The organism is Paenibacillus sp. p3-SID1389 (genome assembly GCF_025151705.1).
GTDB classification, from domain to species: domain Bacteria; phylum Bacillota; class Bacilli; order Paenibacillales; family Paenibacillaceae; genus Fontibacillus; species Fontibacillus phoenicis.
Genome location: NZ_JALXVO010000017.1, coordinates 22,746 through 41,374, shown reverse-complemented (window position 1 = coordinate 41,374; position 18,629 = coordinate 22,746). Strand labels below are relative to the sequence as shown.

Sequence of the window (18,629 nt, the reverse complement as noted above, 5' to 3'; positions counted from 1 at the left end):
GCTTAGCCGATTTCAAATTGACCCTTGCCGGAGCTGACACTATAATAGGGGCAACCGCAGCGTAGGAGGGATCACCGTTGTCTTTATACCGAGGGGAGAAGGTACTGGACGGGGCTGATTTTTTTACGGACTCCTTACCTTTTTACTTTAACCGGGTCGAAGAGACCTTTGATTTGCAGATGCATAGCCATCGTTTCGTGGAAATTGTGCTCGTGGATGAAGGTGAAGGGTTTCATTTCATCGATGAGGAGGTTGTGCGCGTCACCAAAAACGATGTATTTCTGCTCCCCGCCGGAACGAGACATGTGTTTCGCCCCGGACATGCGGGATCTCGTCATCCGCTATCGTTTACAACTGTTTATTTGAGCCGAGCAAGCTGCTCGCATGCCTGGAACACCTGCCCGGCTTTCACGAGTTAAGCCGCTCCAGACCGTATTTGTTCGAGGGAACTAGGGCCTCCTCTCCGGGGTGGCTGCACTTGAGGGAGGGAGGCAGTCCGTGGAGTATTTGGTTTCGCGCTGCCTACCGTGAGTTTACCGAACGAAAGCCGGGGTATCTCCTTCAACTGTACAGCCGATTTATTGAGCTGGCCGTCATGCTGGAACGTCATCTGGAGCGCCTCCAGTCCAACTCTGCCGCAGAGCCGGAAAATCGGTTCATGGAAGAAGTCCTGCGCCGGATCGATAAAGACTATGCAATGCAATTATCCGCGCAGAGTTTTGCTGCTGCAACTCATCTGAGCGAACGTCACTTCCGTCGCTTGTTCCAGCAGTATGCCGGCTGTACCTTTCACGAATACGTCCGGAGCAAAAGAATCGAGAGAAGCCGCGAGCTGCTGGCCTCCACCCGGCTTCCAGTGATAGAGATTATGAAGAGAGTGGGTTACACAGATAAGAAGCATTTTCTGTCCCTCTTTAAGCAATCGACCGGCGTCTCTCCTACCGAATACCGACGGCAAGCCAGCCTGCATCATCCTCTTGAAGGCAAATAAGAAAAACGTCTATCGACGTACATTCAAAGTAGACAGACCGCGTTTAGCGGAAGTTTTTCTTGCGATATCAGGATGCCAATGCCCCGAAGTTTATACTTTCTGATATCTTAAAAAAACGCCATTTGGCTTCCATGAGGGAGCGCCAAATGGCGTTTGTTGTGATTAGTACAATTCCTGTACTTCTTGACCTTTCTCAGGGACACGTTCGCGGCTCTCCAGCGTATCCCAGGTTTCGCTGCTAAGCAAATCCAACTGGGCTTCCACCAGCGTACGGAAACGAGCGCGGTAAATGGAAGCCTGCTTCTTGAGCTCTTCCACTTCCATCGCGATTTTGCGCGATTTGGCCAGCGATTCGTTGACGATCCGGTCGGCATTCTTCTCCGCTTCCTTCACGATCAACTGGGCTTCCTTCTTCGCGTTGTTCTTCACTTCATCGGCCGCTTCCTGTGCAACGATAATGGTCTTGCTAAGAGTTTCCTCGATATTCGCGAAATGATCCAATTTCTCTTGCAAAGTCAACAGTTGGTTATGAAGCTCCTTGTTCTCCCGGATCACGATCTCATAGTCTTTAATGACTTGGTCGAGAAACTCGTTAACTTCATCTTCGTCATAACCGCGCAAACGTCTGGAAAACTCTTTGTTATGTATATCCAGCGGCGTTAATGGCATGATCCTCACCTCCTAGAAATTTCGAAACTCCCCGTGAAGCGATAGTTCCATCAGCTAATGGTCCCGTTGTTGAACTCGCACCTCAGCGGGAAGACGTGTCCAATTCAATCACGAGATACATTCAAGAACCAGTTCGAACTATCATATTCGACAAGAATCCACCATCTCCTGCAAAACGCCTTATACAAATTTACCGATTTTGACACGATGTCTGCCTTTCTTAGTCAAACCGCCTGCTTCCAGCACCTTAAATCGCCCAAAGCCCTGCAGTGCTACGACATCGCCAACCTTCAACGGTGTGGAGGGGTCCTCCTCCGTTCTCCAATTTACTCGGCAACGGCCGGCTTTGATTGGAATCAGCACTTTGTTACGGCTTAAGCGAAATACATCGCTAACAATCCCATCCAAGCGCAATGAAGCCACCGTTAGCTCCATCGGTTCCAGCTCTTTCTCCATCGTCCGCAGTTCGCTGAGGTTCAGCACATCGGTCATGACGTTGACGCGATGCACTTGATGGAGGTTCATTTGCAGAAACGGCGCAATCTCTTCCGCAACGATGACGTGACATCCGTCCTCGCGAACATGGATGTCGCCGATTTTATCGCGTTTGAGTCCTAATCCCAAAATCGCCCCTAAATAATCGCCATGCTGCAGGGCGAGAAATTTCTGGTCTCCTGAGGTGATATCGAGCACTTTCAGTCCCATCGGCTCTTGGCTTAGATCCCGGTAATCCGGAGCAATTAATGCCCGCCGTCGTTCCGCGCCTTCATAACCGCCGTCCAGCCGAATTTGCACATCGGGATGGCGATTCGCCAGGGTCTCCAGAATGTAACATTGCCGCGGATCCAGGAAGTCGCTAAGCTTGACCTCATGATAATCCCCGGCATTCACGACCCATTCCCAGGCACGGTCGACAAACGGCCGTTCCTCCGGTTTAAAATGCTCATAAATATCGGCTTTCATCATTAGTACCCAAAGATATAGTGGAGAACACTAATTAATCCGAAGACAGCCAATCGGAGCACAAACAAGGCAATAATCGGCGAGATGTCGATCATCCCCATGATCGGTGGAATAAACCGCCGGAAGGGAGCCAAATAGGGCTCAACGAGCTTGCCCAGCAGTTCGCCAATAAAGCTGTCGCGGGCGTTAGGTACCCATGACATCAGAATGTAAACCAGGATCATATAAAAATAAATATTGTATAGCAGCCATACAATGGAATCGATATAACCTACCAAGCTGTCATCACCTCATTCTGTTATAATCGGAATCCTCCGTTAAAATCTCTGTAATCGATCCCTGAATTTCAACGGTATCCGGTGTGCAAAGAAAAATATTCGATCCAATTTTGGAGATGCTTCCGCTAAGCGCATAAATCGTTCCGCTTAAGAAATCAATAATGCGCATGGCTTGATCATTGCGGACCCGCTGCAAATTAACGACGACCGATCGATGGGAACGAAGATGGTCAGCGATTTCCTGCGCTTCTTCATAGGAGCGAGGTTCATAGAGGATGACCTTGACATTCTTCTGGGAGTGAATACTGACCACGTTGCTTCCTCTCTGATTTCTACGGGATTCAAAGCTTGGGGTTTCAATTTCTGCGTCTTCTTGACCAGAAAACCGTTCGCGCTCCACAATCTCTTCTTCTTCCTGTAAGCCCAGAAAGTTCATGAACCGGTTCATTACTCCCATTACGACAATTCCCCTTTCCCCACTAACAGCGTTCCGAGGCGAACCCATGTCGCCCCTTCCTCAATCGCCACTTCAAAATCTCCCGACATGCCCATCGACAATTCCGTCAACGGCTCCGCCGTCACCGATTGAGCGTTCAGTTGATCACGCAGCTCGCGCAGCTTGCGGAAGACTGGTCTTGTCCGCTCTGCATCCTCCTCGATGGGAGCCATGGTCATGAGACCCACCACGCGGACATGCTTCAAATCAGCGATTTCCTTCAAAAAATCAGCAGCGGCCTCGGGTGCAATCCCTTGCTTGGACGCCTCGCCGGAGACGTTCACCTGCAAAAATGCGGTAACGCTCGTTCCCATCGCAGAGGCTCGTTTCTCCAATTCACGGGCCAGCGACAGCCGGTCCAACGAATGAATATATTGAAATCTTCCAATGACGTCCTTGACCTTATTGCTCTGCAGGTGGCCGATAAAATGCCAGGTCCCTTGCCCTCCGAGCGCTTCCCATTTCGGAACGGCGATTTGCGGGCGATTCTCGCCGATATGCACGATTCCTGCCTCCAGCACTTCGCGCGTAGCTTCAACCGATACATATTTGGTTACGGCGACGACATGGACCTCCTCGCGCTTCCTGCCGCTTCGCTCGCAGGCTGCCTTAATCTGCTCTTCCACGTGCTGTATCCGTTCCTTCAGCGACACGGGAAGGATCACCTCTCTTTTATGCCAATCCAGCTTGCCATTCTCCCTGTAACGCCATTTTGCGCCCGGTAAGAGTAAAAATACTCCGGATGACAGCTTGTACACCACGTTGTACATTCGATATGAGTCGGCAATATTCCTGCTTTAATCATAATGATTCGATTCATTTCTTTCAAGTTCAGCATTGTTTTTCCTGCACGGGGAGATGCGGAAGCATAATGCTGCTCCTCGCCTGGTAGGGCCTCACGAACCTTCTCCATCACCACTTCGTCCACCTCATAGCAGCATTCCCCAATGCTGGGGCCAATCGCCGCCCGGATCTCGCTGCGCTGGCTGCCGAACTCGCGCTCCATCGTTTGGATCATTTCCGCAGCGATCAGACGGACGGTGCCTTTCCAGCCGGCGTGGGCCAAGCCAACGACGCCTCTCACGGGATCAGCGAAATAAAGGGGAACACAATCGGCATAAAACGAGGTGAGCAGCACGCCCGGCACGTTCGTCACCAGCCCGTCCGTTTCCTGGAAAGCGCTGCTGCGGTCCAGGTATCCTTTGCCGCGATCTTCGGCACGAACCATGGCGACAGCGTTGGCGTGAACCTGCTCCCCGCAGGTCCATGCCTCAGGGGCAAACCCCAACGCTTCAGCTAACCGGCGCCGGTTCTCAAGCACGTGCTGAGGATCATCGCCAACGTGGAGAGCCAAATTTAAGGCATCATACGGCGGTTCGCTGACTCCGCCTGACCGTCCGGTAAATCCGGCGCTGATTCCCGGAAAAATATTCGCCCACGGAGCCAGCTCGAGCCGTTCCGGTTGTTGGTCTTTAGCATTCCTTACAAACGGTTCCATCATCCATCTCCTTAAGGTAATTAAATTTAACGGACCTAAACGACCTTATTTGCCAGAAAAAGCGTCAAACAAAGATCTAACGGACTGGGAAACCTCTATCAGCTTGATCTTGCAGCAATTTGTGCCCCGTTTAGTCGAATAAGGTCTGTGAGGTCCGTCTCATCTAGTTTCTCAGCCGTATTCACCAGAATAACGTCTTTGAGGTCCGTTAAAGTTCAATATTGGAATTACTTCAAGTCTACCATAAATCGCCACAATACCGCTTGCGGAATCTAGCTCCGTCGTTCCGCCCGTCCGTCTCGGTCGATATACACCGTCGTATCGTAGTTTGTCTGGGTTCTTGTTTCTCGAAGCTCCTCCATTTTCACCAATACAACGTCAGATCCAATCTTCACGATATTTTTCCATGGGATAATGAGATCGCTCCCGCCGCCAAACAACCCCATAAATTTCGCCCCGACAGGCACGACAATCGCTTCAATGACACCCTGTCTTAAATCCAGCTCCAGGTCGCTGATATGGCCAAGCCGCTTCCCGTCCACAACATTGATAACGTCCTTCGTCTGAAAATCGGATATTTTCATACTCGCCCTTACCACATTATCCATACTTCTACCGCCCCCGTCCCGTCGAATTACTCCGTCCCTTTACTATATGAGCTTGGGATTCGGTGCATGCCCTTGGCCACAGGAAAAGAGATGCCCGACCAAGCCCACACAGAAAAGGACAGCCCTTCCGAAAATCTGTAAGATTCCAGAAGAAGCCGTCCTTTCAGTTATCCGTTCGCTTTTATGCTATTATTTCCCCAGCGCCCCGGCAGCTGCACTTTCGCCGCCCAGTCGTCCGGAAGTAAAGGAATAGCCAATGCCTACCCCGTTCCCGACGTAAGTGTCGTTAAACAGCACACCTTCAGATTCAAGCCCAACGGCGTAAAGTCCTTTGATCGGTACACGTTGGTCGTTCAACACTTGGAATTTAGGGTTTACGAGCAAGCCGCCAACCGAACCCAGGTTGTTAATCTCGGCAATGATCGCATAATAAGGACCCTCACCCATCGACAGCAAGTATTCTTTGGATTTGCCAAACTCTGTATCTACGCCAGTTTTGGTCGCTTGCGTATATTTGTTAAACGCGTCCTTAAACACCTCGACGTCCATGCCAGCGTTTTTGGCTAATTCCTCAATCGTATTGCCTTTATACCCATCCCCGTTCTTCACCATCGATTCAAAGACGGCGGTCACGTTCTTCCATGGAGTATCCAGCTTAAACTGATCGGTGAAATCCGCGTAAAATTCCGGTGGAAGTCCTGGCAGCTTCGGCGCTTTGATGCCGTTCATGCCCTTCGCTTCCAAGGCCTTCAACTGCGATTGCGATACGATCACCAGATGGTAAGGCCCGTTAAACGCACTCGTATTCGCTGCCGCTACTGCCGTCAACGTCGCCGTCTCATCTCTGAAACGAGCTCCCGATGGGCCTACGTTCATCAAGTTCGGCAGATAGCTGAGCATGAGTGGATAGCTGGCTTCGAAGGAGGAATATTGCTTCTTCAGATTGCTGGTTCCTCGGGCCAGTGTTTGGTGCAGCATTTGTCCGCCAAAGTTGTCCGGTACCTTCGCTCCAACTTCCCAGGACATTTTCAGACCTTCGCCAATATTTTGGGCGAGTCCGCCATTCACGCCCTCAAAACCAAATGCCTCTTTCACCATTTCCTTGTTTCCTGCGTAGCCGCCCGTTGCGATTACGACGCTTTTTGCACTGATTTCCAGCGTGGTGCCGTCCGTTTTTTCCGCGATAACGCCAGTCACCGCTCCTTTAGCGTTCGTGATCAATTTCTTCCCGGTGGTTTCTGTAATTACCTTGCCGCCGTTCTTCTCAACCGAAGCCGTCAGCATCTTACGGAGCGTCTGCTCGCGAGTATTATAAGCCGGCAGCACATGCAGCTGCTCTCCACCGAAGTTCAGGAACGTCGTAACATACCCTTTGTTCTTCAGCCAATCGTACGTATCCCCGGATTTCGTCACATATTGGCGCACAGCCGCTGCATCCACTCTCCAGTGGTTGTTGACGATCCAATCGGCGATCTCCTTCTCCGCGTCCACCTTGACACCGCTCTCAAGTGCGGCGGAGGAGTTATAGAATTTGCCCGCCCAAGACAGATTGCTGGCACCGCCAATGATACTGGTCTTTTCGATAATGATCACTTTTGCGCCTTTGTCCGCCGCCGCTACCGCAGCCGACACCCCGGAAGCACCGGCCCCAACGACGACGACGTCGGCTTGGAGCTTTTCCGTTTTGCCTGTGCCAGGCTTCTTGACGCTAACCGATTTCAAGGCATTCACATCGCCGCCTGCTTTTTTAACCGCATCCTCTACCGCTTTCAGCATGGCGTCGCTGGATACAGTTGCGCCGCTTACCGCATCAATCTTCAGCGATTGGTTCGTCAAGATTTGATCCTTGATTTTGCTCAGCGCGCTGTCACCAAGCCCCTCAGTTTCGGTTTGGCTGACGATCTTGATGTCCTTGATCCGATCCGCTTGCTCCATCGTCACGAGCACTTTGATTACGCCGTCTTTGCCCTCGGCCTCCCCGGTATACGTCCCCGCCTTAAATGCTGAGGCCGCGACCGCTGTCGAGGAGCTGTTTAGCAGCTTCTCAGATGGCCAACCCCAACCGAACATCGACGCAACCAATACGATGCAGATCGTAACCAAGAGCACCTTGTTCACTCGTTTGTTGCGCATTCCCTCTTCTCCCCTTACTGCATAGTCTGCCTTGTTATTGTGAATGTTTTCACTTATGTTCACAAACAAGGCTACACTAGAAGCATAAACCTTGGTGTTGCACCAAGGTCAATAGGAATTCTCGATAGGAATATGGATCTCTAGGAACGAACGTTTCGTGCCCTCGTGGTTCTCGGTCAACATCAATCGTCCGGTTACCGCACCGGAAATTGCATAGTGCTGCTCATTTATGTAATTCAGCATAAAACGAAGCGATTCTTTGGTAAAATCTTCGCTCTGCGGGGACAATATCACCGATGTCACACAACGAGACGGCGGAATATACTCTAAATGCTCATCCAACGTGATGCCCAGTTGGTGCACCTCGTTTTCCGAAATCGACAGGCCCCAGCTGTATTCCAAGCCCTCCGCCTCGGATTCGATGGAATCCGGGTCGATGCGGAAGCAATAAAATGAGTAAGGAAGCACCTCCATTAACGCATTAATGGTGCCCTCCAAACCTTTCGTGTTAAGCAGGTGATTTTTATCCGTTTGCTTTAATCGGTAGAGTCCTGGTCGGTCCCCCAGCGTGCAACGATAAAGTCTCCCCTCTAGATTCTGGACCTCCCGGCTCAGTTCATCTAACTTATGCAGCAACATCGTGCTTTTGCGGATCTCTTCCTCCAGCTCCCGCTTGCTCTGTTCCATCTTGTTGAGAATGTCGTCCAACGAGGCATTTTGAATCAAGCTGGCCACATCCTGCAGTGGAATCTGCAAACTGCGATACCACCGGCTCATCAACAAATCCCGGGCGTCCAAATCGTTGAAATAGCGGTAGCTGTTATGACGGTCCTTGACCGGCCTCACGATGTCATGCTTCTCATACAGCCTCAGTGTGTCCCGGGTGATGCCAAGCAGTGAAGAAAATTCCCCAATGCAATACTTCATCTACCTTCCCTCCCGCACATCTCAAGTCACAAGCCTTTTGTCCCACTTCTATGATATTGAAGCAGGGGGGATTGAAGATATGGAAATGTTCACACGAAAAAAGGCCCCCGCAGGGACCGAATTACGACTTCACATGTTTCTGCATTTGTAAAATAGCGGATTTCTCGAGTCTGGACACTTGGGCTTGGGAGATCCCGATCTCATCGGCGACCTCCATTTGCGTTTTGCCTTCAAAGAAACGCATGGACAAGATCATCTTCTCACGGTTGCCCAACCGCTGCATCGCTTCGCGTAAGGCGATTTCCTCGATCCAGGATACGTCCTTGTTCTTGTCATCGCTGATTTGGTCCATCACGTAGATGGGATCCCCGCCGTCATGGTAGATCGGCTCGAACAAGGAAACCGGGTCCTGGATGGCGTCGAGGGCAAAGACGACGTCCTCCTTCGGTAAGCCCAAAGCCTCAGAGATTTCAAAAATCGTAGGTTCACGGGAGTTCTGATTGGTCAGGTTGTCCCGCATTTGAAGCGCCTTGTAGGCGATATCTCGCAAGCTTCGGGAGACGCGGATCGGGTTGTTGTCCCGCAGATAACGCCGAATTTCCCCAATGATCATCGGCACAGCGTAAGTGGAGAATTTGACGTTCTGCGATAAATCGAAATTATCGATGGCTTTCATGAGTCCGATGCAGCCAACCTGGAATAGGTCGTCCACATACTCCCCCCGATTGTTGAACCGCTGGATGACGCTCAGCACGAGTCTCAGATTGCCATTTACTAACTTTTCTCTGGCTGATCTTACGTGGTCCTGCTGCAACGAGTGGAACAATTCACGCATTTCCGCATTGGTTAGAACGGGCAATTTTGCGGTATCGACACCGCAAATTTCGACTTTGTTTCGGGTCATCGTGTCTTACCTCCCAAGGAGAAACTAATGAACAGTATCTCCCGGGACTGCATTTTTATTCCGCCGTCATCTTCCAGGTCGAAGCGAAAACACTTAAGTCGACTTCTGTCGAAATAATTGGAAATTGGGAAAATTGCGCTTCCATCAGGCCATTACACCATCTTGTTAAATTCCTTGCGCAGCCGTTTAATGATCCGTTTCTCCAGACGCGAGATGTACGATTGCGAAATCCCCAGCAGGTCAGCTACATCCTTCTGTGTCTTCTCATCGCCGTCAACCAGCCCGAAGCGAAGCTCCATAATCATCCGCTCGCGCTCGGTTAATTTATCCAACGCCTTGTGCAGCAGCTTCCGGTCAACTTGCTCTTCGATATTACGGTAGATCGTATCGTTCTCCGTACCCAGCACGTCGGAGAGCAGCAACTCGTTGCCGTCCCAATCGATGTTCAGCGGCTCATCAAAGCTGACCTCGGTGCGGATTTTGCTGTTCCGGCGCAGGTACATCAGAATTTCGTTTTCAATGCAACGAGATGCATAGGTCGCCAGCTTGATCTTTTTCTCCGGGTCAAACGTGTTAACTGCTTTAATTAAGCCAATGGCGCCGATGGATACCAGGTCCTCGATATTGATTCCCGTATTCTCGAACTTTCTGGCGATATATACGACCAGCCGCAGGTTACGTTCGATCAGCATGGCCCGGATGGCGGAATCGCCGCTGGGCAGCCGCTGCAGCAAATATTCCTCCTCTTCACGGGTTAATGGCGGAGGAAGTGCTTCGCTGCCGCCGATATAATAGATTTCTTCACTCTTTAGTCCAAAAAGAAACAGCAGCCGGTAATACTGCAGCTGCAGCATCATTTTCCACTTTACACGCATCACTTTGTATCCTCCTAAGTTACGTTCCCGTTTTACTGATGGTGTCCATACTCTCCTTCGCCTCTGTCGACTCAACCAGTGCGGGATGAACAATCGCTTGGTAGGTTCCTTCCGTCGATAACCGCCCCCCGTCCAAACCAATCAGCACCCGGGACGAACGATATTCCTTGCCGTCTAGACGGACCATAACCTCGTCAGGCTTCAGCGCCAGCATAAACTGGGTGCCTTTGTTGATCCCGCGGTAAGGAACCAACCGCAGCCGCTCCGGCCATGGAAAATCTCCTGCCTCTGTCAGCTGCAAGATGAGGTTGTCCGCACGTTCGTCAGCCAGCTTCCCCCGATACGACGGGGGCAAAACCTGCTCCCAAAGCACAGCTTCCATTACGGTCACCGGAAGCCGGCTGAGGGGATCGGATAACTGGTTGCCCGTATCGATCAATCCCGTGCACGTAATCGCTGTATCGCCTACGCGTACTTCCAAATCAGCTAAGAAGGAGCGAATCCGCTCCTGCCGTTGACGTGCATCGATCACCCGCTTAAACCCATACAATACGGCGAAGAAGCAAACCAGAATAAACAACACTCCAATTTTCAAGGAAAACGAAAGCCCGCCGGAAGCCGAATACCATATCCCGCTCCAGATTTCTCCGGAATCTTGCAGCAAATAATGTACACCTAGAATTCCGCCGGCCGCTGCAAAATTGACGATATAAAAAGCTCCCATATTCCGTAAGTAGTTTTGTAAACTTCCAAATCCGAACGCAACCCACAGCATCACGACAGAGAATAGAAATTTCACCAGAAACGTGTACAGAAATGAGAGCTCCGGCAAAAACATCATGACGACATACATCGCCCCAACCACCGCCGACAAGGCCAGCCGCCAGAGAACGACTTTTTGCTTTCGCATCCAAGCCGTGACTAGAAGCAAGCTTGCATCGATCAATAGGTTCATCAAAAATATGAGATCGATATAGACAACCAACGGCATTCACCTGCCTGGGTAGATGGTTATCAGTATAAAGAGAACGCGCGATAAAGTCTGTCTAAAATTGAAAGTAGAATGCCACTATTTTTGTCGACTTCGCGGGAGAGATTTGCAGAAGGGAAGGATAGAAAAAAAAAGACCTTGGCCCATCTCGGGTCAAGGTCTAGGGGAAGACGTTTAATAGCTCCTAACCTATTCGTTGTTGTTCCGCGAACGGTTACGAAGAAACGTCGGAATATCCAGTTGGTCGCCGCTAGGCTGGTTACCGAACGGTCTCAGGGTGGAGGTCGAACGGTTCTCCTGCGGCTCCGGAGCACCAGGGGCAGCTGCTGCCGGCTTGCGGCTAGGCAACGGCTTGTTCTCGAATCCCGTGGCGATCACGGTAACTTTGATCTCTTCTTTCATATTCTCATCGATGATTGCACCAAAAATCATATTCACTTCTGGGTCCGAAGCGGCAATAACGATCTCTGCTGCTTCATTGACTTCATACAACGACAGGTTCGCCCCGCCGGTAATGTTCATAATGACGCCGCGCGCCCCTTCGATCGAAGTCTCCAAGAGCGGACTCATGATGGCTTTACGTGCAGCTTCGGCAGCACGGTTCTCGCCGGTTGCAAGACCGATACCCATCAGGGCGGATCCGCGCTCGGTCATGATCGTCTTCACGTCGGCGAAGTCGAGGTTGATCAGACCCGGCACGGCAATCAAGTCAGAAATGCCTTGCACGGCTTGACGCAGGACGTTATCCGCTTCGCGGAACGCTTCCAGCATCGGCGTCTTCTTATCCACAATCTCAAGCAAGCGATCGTTAGGAATGACGATCAGCGTGTCTACCTTTTCCTTCAACGCTTCAATCCCCATCTCCGCTTGCGTGGAGCGTTTGCGGCCTTCAAACGTAAACGGACGGGTTACGACGCCAACCGTTAGTGCGCCGCACTCTCTGGCGATCTCGGCAATGACCGGCGCTGCCCCAGTTCCCGTACCGCCGCCCATACCGGCAGTAACAAACACCATGTCGGCGCCTTTCAACGTATTGGCAATCAAATCGCGGGATTCCTCAGCTGCTTTCTTGCCCACTTCCGGATTAGCTCCGGCGCCGAGACCGCGGGTCAGCTTGTCCCCGATTTGCAATTTATGTTCGGACTTGGCCAAATGCAGCGCTTGAGCGTCCGTGTTGACCGTAATAAATTCCACGCCCTGCACGCCGTTCTCGATCATTCGGTTAACCGCGTTGCTTCCGCCGCCGCCAACCCCGATCACCTTGATTTGTGCCAAGCTCTCCATTTCGAAATCAAATTCCAACATACTCTTCCATCTCCCCCTCAATATGCATGGATCGCCCATGCATCATTCCTGAACCACTATATAAATTCGCTAAACAAGTTCTTGAGTCGTTCCATCAATCCGCTCTTCCGAACGGTTTCCTGCGGTGCCGGAGCCTTGCTCCGGTTCGCGTTCTTCTTCGGGCTGGAAGCGCTGCGGATCCGCATGTTTCTGACCACCTTATGCAGAATTCCCACCCCGCCGGTGTAAGAAGGATCACGAACGCCGATGAAATCAGGCACAGCAATTCGAACCGAAGCTTCCAGCTCCTGCTGGGCAATCTTGAGCAATCCCGGCATGGACACCGTACCGCCGATCAGGATATATCCCCCCGGCTGCTCGCTGTAGCCAAGACGCTTGACTTCCTGGCGGATCAACTGAAAAATCTCCTGTACGCGCGGCTCCGCAATCGCGGCTAAATCCTCCTGCGTAAACTCCTTGTCCACATTGCTTCCGATCCGTGTCACCTTAAAGGTTACATCCGACGCCGCGTCCTCGATTGAAGCGCAGCCGTATTTCAACTTCGCCTTCTCCGCATGGTCCGTTAACGTCCGAAGACCGTAGGCAATATCGTTCGTTATAAATTCTCCCCCAATCGGAAGCGTGGATGTCGCAACGATCGTGCCGCTTTCAAATACAGCGATCGTCGTGGAACCCGCACCGATGTCTACCAGGACGGATCCCATCGTTTTTTCGTCTTTAGACAACGCCAATTGACCGGCAGCAAGCGACAGCAATATCAGATCCCGAACCTTAAGGCCGGCCTTCTCCACACAGCGAAGCAGATTGTGAATCGCCGTCTTGGAGCCGGTGACGATCGTCGCTTCCACTTCCAGCCGAACGCCAATCATCCCGCGCGGGTCCGAAATCCCTTCCAGTCCGTCCACGATATATTGCTTGGCCACCACATCGATAATTTCTCGTTCCGGCGGCAGGGCGATCACCTCGGCCGCCTTCAGGACCCGCTCGATGTCTTCTTCACCGATTTCCCGGTCTTCATTTTGTACGGCTACAACCCCGTGGCTCGTTTGGAGTCCGATGTGATTTCCCGAAATGCCGACATACACTTCAGATATTTGAATATCTACCATCCGTTCTGCATGATCCACAGCGCTGCGGATCGATTGCACCGTTTGGTCAATATCTACAATCGCGCCTTTTCGAATTCCTTCCGAGTCGGCAGATCCAACCCCAATAATATTAAAGGTTCCATTATTAATTTCCCCAATAATAGCACGAACTTTGGATGTACCGATGTCCAAACTAACAATGATGTCATTGTTGCTCAAGCCCCTGGCACCTCCTATTTCCCCATCAAAATATACTTGCAAAATATGCTTGCCGTGTTAGATGCACTATCTACTAATTCAACGCCACTTAACCTTTCCCTCTTTTTTCTACAAATTTTTTGGCTTCCAACTTTTTACATCTCATAGACAGGAAGTAACCTGACTGTGGCAGAGACCCTGCCCCTATCTGAAAAATTAGAAGAAAAAAGAGGGAGAACGCCAACTAGCCCATAAAATGTATTTTATCATTGTTTTTCAATCATGAGTAGTATCATTTTGTCCATCGTCTCCGTCCTCCGTCGTGGAGTAAGGAACATAAGAATCCGCGTCCAGCATCGTCAGCTTTCCAGGGTCCTGTGTTTGCAGAATTTCGTTCATGTATTCCGCCTTTTTGGCTAGGAGGGAAGTGGCTGAAATGATTTCGAATTTGGACCGGGTATACAGCTTAATTCGGTCCGGATAAGACAACGTTGGTGAAGGTACGATCTCCGAAATGTCTGCGGTCAGCTCGTCCGGAATTTGCGACAGCGTTTGGCAAAGTTTGACCAAGCCCTCGTCATCGTCCTTCCAACCGGTTAATATCGGCTTGTCCACCGGCATCGCCCCGTCCTTCAGGTCGATGCGCGTTCCGTTGGCGAGCAAGCCTCGCAGCTTCCCGTCCTCTGACAGCACATACGCTGCAATCGGATATTCCTCGATATGGATCGTTACGCTGCCGGGAAACGTTTTGTCTACCTCAGCTTGCTTCACCGAAGGAATCTCTTCCAGCTTGCGGGCGATATGATCGGCACTGACCGCAAAAAACGGGGAACCCACCTGAAGCCCTGTGGCGCCCAACAGCTCCGTCTCCGTCGTATACGTATTGCCTTCAAACGTAATGACAGAAATTTTGCTCAGAGATGAACGGAAAAATAGAACGCATAATAACGCGAGGAACAGCAGGATAAGTATGGTTTTGATTTTTCGTCCGCTTTTCTTCTTGGGCGCAGGTTCTTTTAGGACGGGTACATTCGCTTTTGGCATGTCATTTCTCCGCAACTTTCTGAATAAGTATTACAAAGCTTATTATCCCCTCCAGGGGAGGGGACAAAAGTTTAGGGCTATACTACGAAGGTTTCGCGAATCAGCATCACATTGACCTAGGCCAGATCCAGCTGACGCAAGGCTGGAGATTCACGGCGTACCGAGCCTCCAAGCCGTTGGAACATCGTTTCGATCCGATCATAACCACGGTCGATATGATGAACCTGCTCCACCACGGTTTGACCCTGGGCCGCCAAGCCGGCGATCACCAGCGCCGCCCCTGCACGCAGGTCGGTTGCTTCCACGGTCGCGCCGTAAAGCCGGGGCACCCCGCGAATAAACGCGGAATTCAGGTCCACCGTAATGTCAGCTCCCATGCGAACCAGCTCGCCCACATGCTTGAACCGGCCTTCGAACACGGTTTCTTTCATCACGCTCATTCCGTCCGCCAAGGATAACAGTACCATCACTTGGGACTGCAAATCGGTAGGAAACGAAGGATAAGGTGAGGTCACAATCCGTTCCACCGCTTTCGGACGGCCTGCACTGCTCAACGTTATTATATCATCGCTCACTCCGATTTGAACACCGGCCCGCTTGAGCACGTGCAGCAGCGATACCAGATGCGAAGGGTTGCTGTGGGTCAGCGTGACGCTGCCGCGGGTGGCAGCAACAGCAATTAAAGCAGTACCCGCAACGATACGGTCCGGGATAATCTCGTAATCGCAAGGGAAGAGGCGTTTCACTCCTCTGATCGTAATCGTGTCGGTACCAGCGCCGATGATGCTGGCGCCCATGGCATTCAAGAAGTTTTGCAAATCCTGAATCTCCGGCTCCCGTGCTGCGTTCGTAATCATGGTTGTGCCTTCAGCCAACGCTGCAGCCATCATGATGTTCTCCGTTGCACCCACGCTGGGGAAATCCAGATGGATGTCGGTACCAACCAGCTTGCTGGCTCTGCACCATATTTGCTGATCGTGCTCTTCAATCTTCGCTCCTAAAGCTTCAAGTCCCTTCAAATGCAGATCGATTTTCCGTTCCCCGATCGCACAGCCTCCCGGCTGATAGATGCATACTTCCCCAAACCGGGCAAGCAGCGGCCCCATCAAAAAGATGGAGGAGCGCATCTGTTTCATCAAATCCTCAGGAACATGGCTGGAATCTGCTCCCGAGGTATCGACAGTCACCGTATCTCCCAAATGGACGGCTTTACAGCCCAGTCGACCGAGAATGCCTAACATGACATCAATATCGAGCAGGCGGGGGACATTTCGAAGTTGCACCTTACCTTCCGCCAGCAGCGATGCGGCCAGAATCGGCAGTGCGGCATTTTTCGCTCCATGGATACGAATGGTTCCTGATAGGGGTTTCCCGCCTTCGATCACCAATTTGTCCAATGTATCACCTCCGAGTTTACCGTTCACCCACGAAGAAGACCTCCGGCACCAGCGCCACCCCAAATTGATCTTGGACGGCTGCCTTGACTTGCTCCATGAGCGCAAGAACGTCCTCTGCTGTCGCTTGCCCGGTATTGACGATGAAATTGGCATGCAGCGTGGACACTTCAGCCCCGCCGACCTTCATCCCTTTGAGACCCGCCGCTTCGATCAACCTGGCGGCATGATCGCCGGGCGGATTGCGAAATACGCTGCCTGCACAAGGCTGCGAGAGCGGCTGCGTTTTACGGCGGCGGTCCTTGTACGCCGCCATGGCCGCCGCGACCTCCAGCCGGTCACCCGCGGCAAGCGAAAAACGTGCCTGAGCCACGATCCCTCGCTGTTCATGCAGGACGGAATGCCGGTAGGCAAACTTCATATCCTCCGCTGTGTATGTGACCAATTCACCCGTCTCCAGAACAATGTCAGCGGATTTAAATATACGTGACACATCGGACCCGTGGGCACCGGCATTCATGTAGACGGCGCCGCCGACCGTACCCGGGATCCCCCCGGCGAATTCCAGCCCGGTTAACCCCTCTTTGCCCGCCATGATGCTGAGCCGGACGGTGGATGCGCCTCCTCCGGCGCTGACTTCCGTACCGTCGAAAACAATCTGCTCGAACTCACCACCCAGCCGGATGACGCAGCCTCGGATGCCTTTGTCGGAAACCAGCAGATTGGAGCCTTTTCCGATCATCATCCACGGGATTCCTTCTGCGTGGAGCAAGCGCATCAGCTCCGCAAGCTGCCGGGTCGTTTGTGGAACGGCCATCGCATCCGCCGGACCGCCGATTTTCCAAGTCGTGTACTTCGACATTGGCTCATTCGGCAACACCTCCAAGGCCTCCAGCCTGGTCAATTGTGATATCCACTGCTGCATCGTATAACCCTCCTTGACTTGAATGGCGGATACCTTCGGCGGTATTTCGCCGGGTGCCACTGTTCCATATCGGCAGCCGATGACTGCCGGAGCCCGGGTCCTGCAGGGCTGATCATCTTGCCCCGCTTGGTTGTCACGATTTATAGAGTATCTTATGCCTCCCTCACGGAGAGTGTGACAATCGCCCAGCCCCCGGCACAAGGCCTTACGCCGCCCATGAACAGCGCCTTATTGGTGTTTGACGAGCCTCCGCATCTCTTCCACGATAAGATGAGCGGAATCCGGTTTGCCCAAGGCACGGGAAGCGGTCGACATCGCGCTGTGCTGACGCAAATCGCTCATCACGCGCTCGATGGACGCATACAGGCTGCGGCCCGTCAGCTCCGACTCCAAAATCACTTCGGCGGCACCGGCGCTCTCCAGCGCGCGGGCATTTTTCTCTTGATGATTGTTCGTCACGTTAGGGGATGGAATCAGAATCGCGGGGATCCCCAGCGCCGTAATTTCCGCCAAAAAAGAAGCCCCAGCACGGTTCACGATCAGCGAGGTGCAGGCCAGAACCTCCGGCATGTTATGCACATAAGGAAGCACCTGCAGATTGGCGGGCAACTCGCCCAATTTCGCCGAAATCGCCTCCACCGTCGAGGCATAATAGCGGTCTCCGGTGACGTACACAAATTTTAAGTGTTCGGACTGTTTAAGCAGCGGAGCCATTTCAACCATCGCTTGATTGATGGCTCGAGCTCCCTGACTGCCGCCGACCACAAGGACAACCGAGCTGCTAGGCGGCAAACCAAGGGATTCAAAGCCCTTTTGTTTATCGGCTGCAAATACGGTTGTCGCCCGCGGATTTCCCGTGTAAATGACGTTTCGAGCTGCGGGGAACGCCTTTTCCGATCCCTCGAAGCTGACGGCAACCGTCGATGCGTATTTGCTCAGGAAGCGGTTCGTTAAGCCCGGAATGGCGTTCTGTTCATGAATGATGCTGGGAATGCCCAGCTTGGCCGCAGCGTACACCACCGGACCGCAGACATATCCGCCGGTTCCGATGACGACATCGGGCTTAAATTGTTTTAACAGTTTCTTGGAAGTTTGCACTCCCTTGAGAAAACGCATGACCGTTTTCACATTATCGAATGACAGCTTCCGACGGAAGCCGGTAATCTCAATCGCTTCAAACGGAATTCCTTGCTGCGGAACAATCGAGCTTTCAAGCCCGCGCTTGCCTCCGATGTACAGAAATTCGGAGCCGGGAAATTCCTTGGCGCATTGGCTGGCGACGGCCAGAGCCGGGTAAATATGCCCCCCGGTTCCGCCGCCGCTTAGTACGACGCGCATATTC

20 protein-coding genes are annotated in these 18,629 nt (G+C 52.1%); 2 read left to right on the top strand and 18 right to left on the bottom strand.

What is annotated here, in order from left to right; genetic code table 11:
- Positions 1–77: 77 nt before the first annotated feature.
- Both M3G15_RS09415 and M3G15_RS09410 read left to right on the top strand, forming a co-directional pair.
- Positions 78–419, top strand: a complete 342-nt coding sequence (locus M3G15_RS09415; protein ID WP_260070718.1) for an AraC family ligand binding domain-containing protein — start codon at positions 78–80, stop codon at positions 417–419.
- Between the two features lie 59 nt (positions 420–478).
- Positions 479–991, top strand: coding sequence for a helix-turn-helix domain-containing protein (locus M3G15_RS09410; protein ID WP_260070717.1), 513 nt, complete (start codon positions 479–481; stop codon positions 989–991).
- 162 nt (positions 992–1,153) lie between these two features.
- On the opposite strand, the gene M3G15_RS09405 is transcribed toward M3G15_RS09410, so the two are convergent.
- From M3G15_RS09405 to murG, 18 genes are all read right to left on the bottom strand, one after another.
- Positions 1,154–1,660, bottom strand: a complete 507-nt coding sequence (locus M3G15_RS09405) for a DivIVA domain-containing protein (RefSeq protein WP_036645630.1) — start codon at positions 1,658–1,660, stop codon at positions 1,154–1,156.
- Positions 1,661–1,840: 180 nt separating this feature from the next.
- Positions 1,841–2,623 carry a YlmH family RNA-binding protein gene (locus M3G15_RS09400; protein WP_260070716.1) on the bottom strand — a complete coding sequence of 261 codons (783 nt, stop codon included), beginning with the start codon at positions 2,621–2,623 and terminating at the stop codon, positions 1,841–1,843.
- A 2-nt stretch (positions 2,624–2,625) separates the two neighbouring features.
- Positions 2,626–2,901: a YggT family protein gene (locus M3G15_RS09395; RefSeq protein WP_028537947.1), complete on the bottom strand. Its 276-nt coding sequence runs from the start codon at positions 2,899–2,901 to the stop codon at positions 2,626–2,628.
- Positions 2,902–2,908: 7 nt separating this feature from the next.
- Positions 2,909–3,358 (bottom strand): cell division protein SepF, encoded by a 450-nt coding sequence (locus M3G15_RS09390; RefSeq protein WP_028537946.1) that lies wholly within the window; start codon positions 3,356–3,358, stop codon positions 2,909–2,911.
- Positions 3,358–4,050, bottom strand: a complete 693-nt coding sequence (locus M3G15_RS09385) for a YggS family pyridoxal phosphate-dependent enzyme (RefSeq protein WP_036645624.1) — start codon at positions 4,048–4,050, stop codon at positions 3,358–3,360. The genes M3G15_RS09390 and M3G15_RS09385 overlap by 1 nt, the downstream gene beginning before the upstream one ends.
- An 8-nt stretch (positions 4,051–4,058) precedes the next feature.
- Positions 4,059–4,895 carry a peptidoglycan editing factor PgeF gene (pgeF, locus tag M3G15_RS09380; RefSeq protein WP_397376604.1) on the bottom strand — a complete coding sequence of 279 codons (837 nt, stop codon included), beginning with the start codon at positions 4,893–4,895 and terminating at the stop codon, positions 4,059–4,061.
- 272 nt (positions 4,896–5,167) lie between these two features.
- Positions 5,168–5,503: a YlmC/YmxH family sporulation protein gene (locus M3G15_RS09375; protein ID WP_085279291.1), complete on the bottom strand. Its 336-nt coding sequence runs from the start codon at positions 5,501–5,503 to the stop codon at positions 5,168–5,170.
- 189 nt (positions 5,504–5,692) lie between these two features.
- Positions 5,693–7,636: an FAD-dependent oxidoreductase gene (locus tag M3G15_RS09370; RefSeq protein ID WP_085169617.1), complete on the bottom strand. Its 1,944-nt coding sequence runs from the start codon at positions 7,634–7,636 to the stop codon at positions 5,693–5,695.
- A 108-nt stretch (positions 7,637–7,744) separates the two neighbouring features.
- Entirely contained in the window at positions 7,745–8,563 is an 819-nt protein-coding gene (locus tag M3G15_RS09365) for a MerR family transcriptional regulator (protein ID WP_028537943.1), read from the bottom strand.
- 121 nt (positions 8,564–8,684) lie between these two features.
- Positions 8,685–9,467, bottom strand: a complete 783-nt coding sequence (sigG, locus tag M3G15_RS09360) for an RNA polymerase sporulation sigma factor SigG (protein WP_009225610.1) — start codon at positions 9,465–9,467, stop codon at positions 8,685–8,687.
- 152 nt (positions 9,468–9,619) lie between these two features.
- Entirely contained in the window at positions 9,620–10,342 is a 723-nt protein-coding gene (gene sigE, locus M3G15_RS09355) for an RNA polymerase sporulation sigma factor SigE (RefSeq protein ID WP_016311514.1), read from the bottom strand.
- 19 nt (positions 10,343–10,361) lie between these two features.
- Positions 10,362–11,333 carry a sigma-E processing peptidase SpoIIGA gene (gene spoIIGA / locus M3G15_RS09350; RefSeq protein ID WP_028537942.1) on the bottom strand — a complete coding sequence of 324 codons (972 nt, stop codon included), beginning with the start codon at positions 11,331–11,333 and terminating at the stop codon, positions 10,362–10,364.
- A 189-nt stretch (positions 11,334–11,522) separates the two neighbouring features.
- Positions 11,523–12,638, bottom strand: a complete 1,116-nt coding sequence (ftsZ, locus tag M3G15_RS09345; RefSeq protein WP_028537941.1) for a cell division protein FtsZ — start codon at positions 12,636–12,638, stop codon at positions 11,523–11,525.
- A 56-nt stretch (positions 12,639–12,694) separates the two neighbouring features.
- The gene (gene ftsA / locus M3G15_RS09340; protein ID WP_009225606.1) at positions 12,695–13,945 is read right to left on the bottom strand and encodes a cell division protein FtsA; all 1,251 of its coding nucleotides are present in this window, start codon (positions 13,943–13,945) and stop codon (positions 12,695–12,697) included.
- A gap of 255 nt (positions 13,946–14,200) precedes the next feature.
- Positions 14,201–14,968: a cell division protein FtsQ/DivIB gene (locus M3G15_RS09335; RefSeq protein WP_260070714.1), complete on the bottom strand. Its 768-nt coding sequence runs from the start codon at positions 14,966–14,968 to the stop codon at positions 14,201–14,203.
- 116 nt (positions 14,969–15,084) lie between these two features.
- The gene (gene murA, locus M3G15_RS09330; protein ID WP_009225604.1) at positions 15,085–16,365 is read right to left on the bottom strand and encodes a UDP-N-acetylglucosamine 1-carboxyvinyltransferase; all 1,281 of its coding nucleotides are present in this window, start codon (positions 16,363–16,365) and stop codon (positions 15,085–15,087) included.
- 16 nt (positions 16,366–16,381) lie between these two features.
- Complete coding sequence (gene murB / locus M3G15_RS09325) at positions 16,382–17,287, bottom strand: UDP-N-acetylmuramate dehydrogenase (protein ID WP_009225603.1); 906 nt, start codon at positions 17,285–17,287, stop codon at positions 16,382–16,384.
- A gap of 228 nt (positions 17,288–17,515) precedes the next feature.
- Complete coding sequence (gene murG / locus M3G15_RS09320) at positions 17,516–18,625, bottom strand: undecaprenyldiphospho-muramoylpentapeptide beta-N-acetylglucosaminyltransferase (RefSeq protein WP_260070713.1); 1,110 nt, start codon at positions 18,623–18,625, stop codon at positions 17,516–17,518.
- Positions 18,626–18,629: the final 4 nt, after the last annotated feature.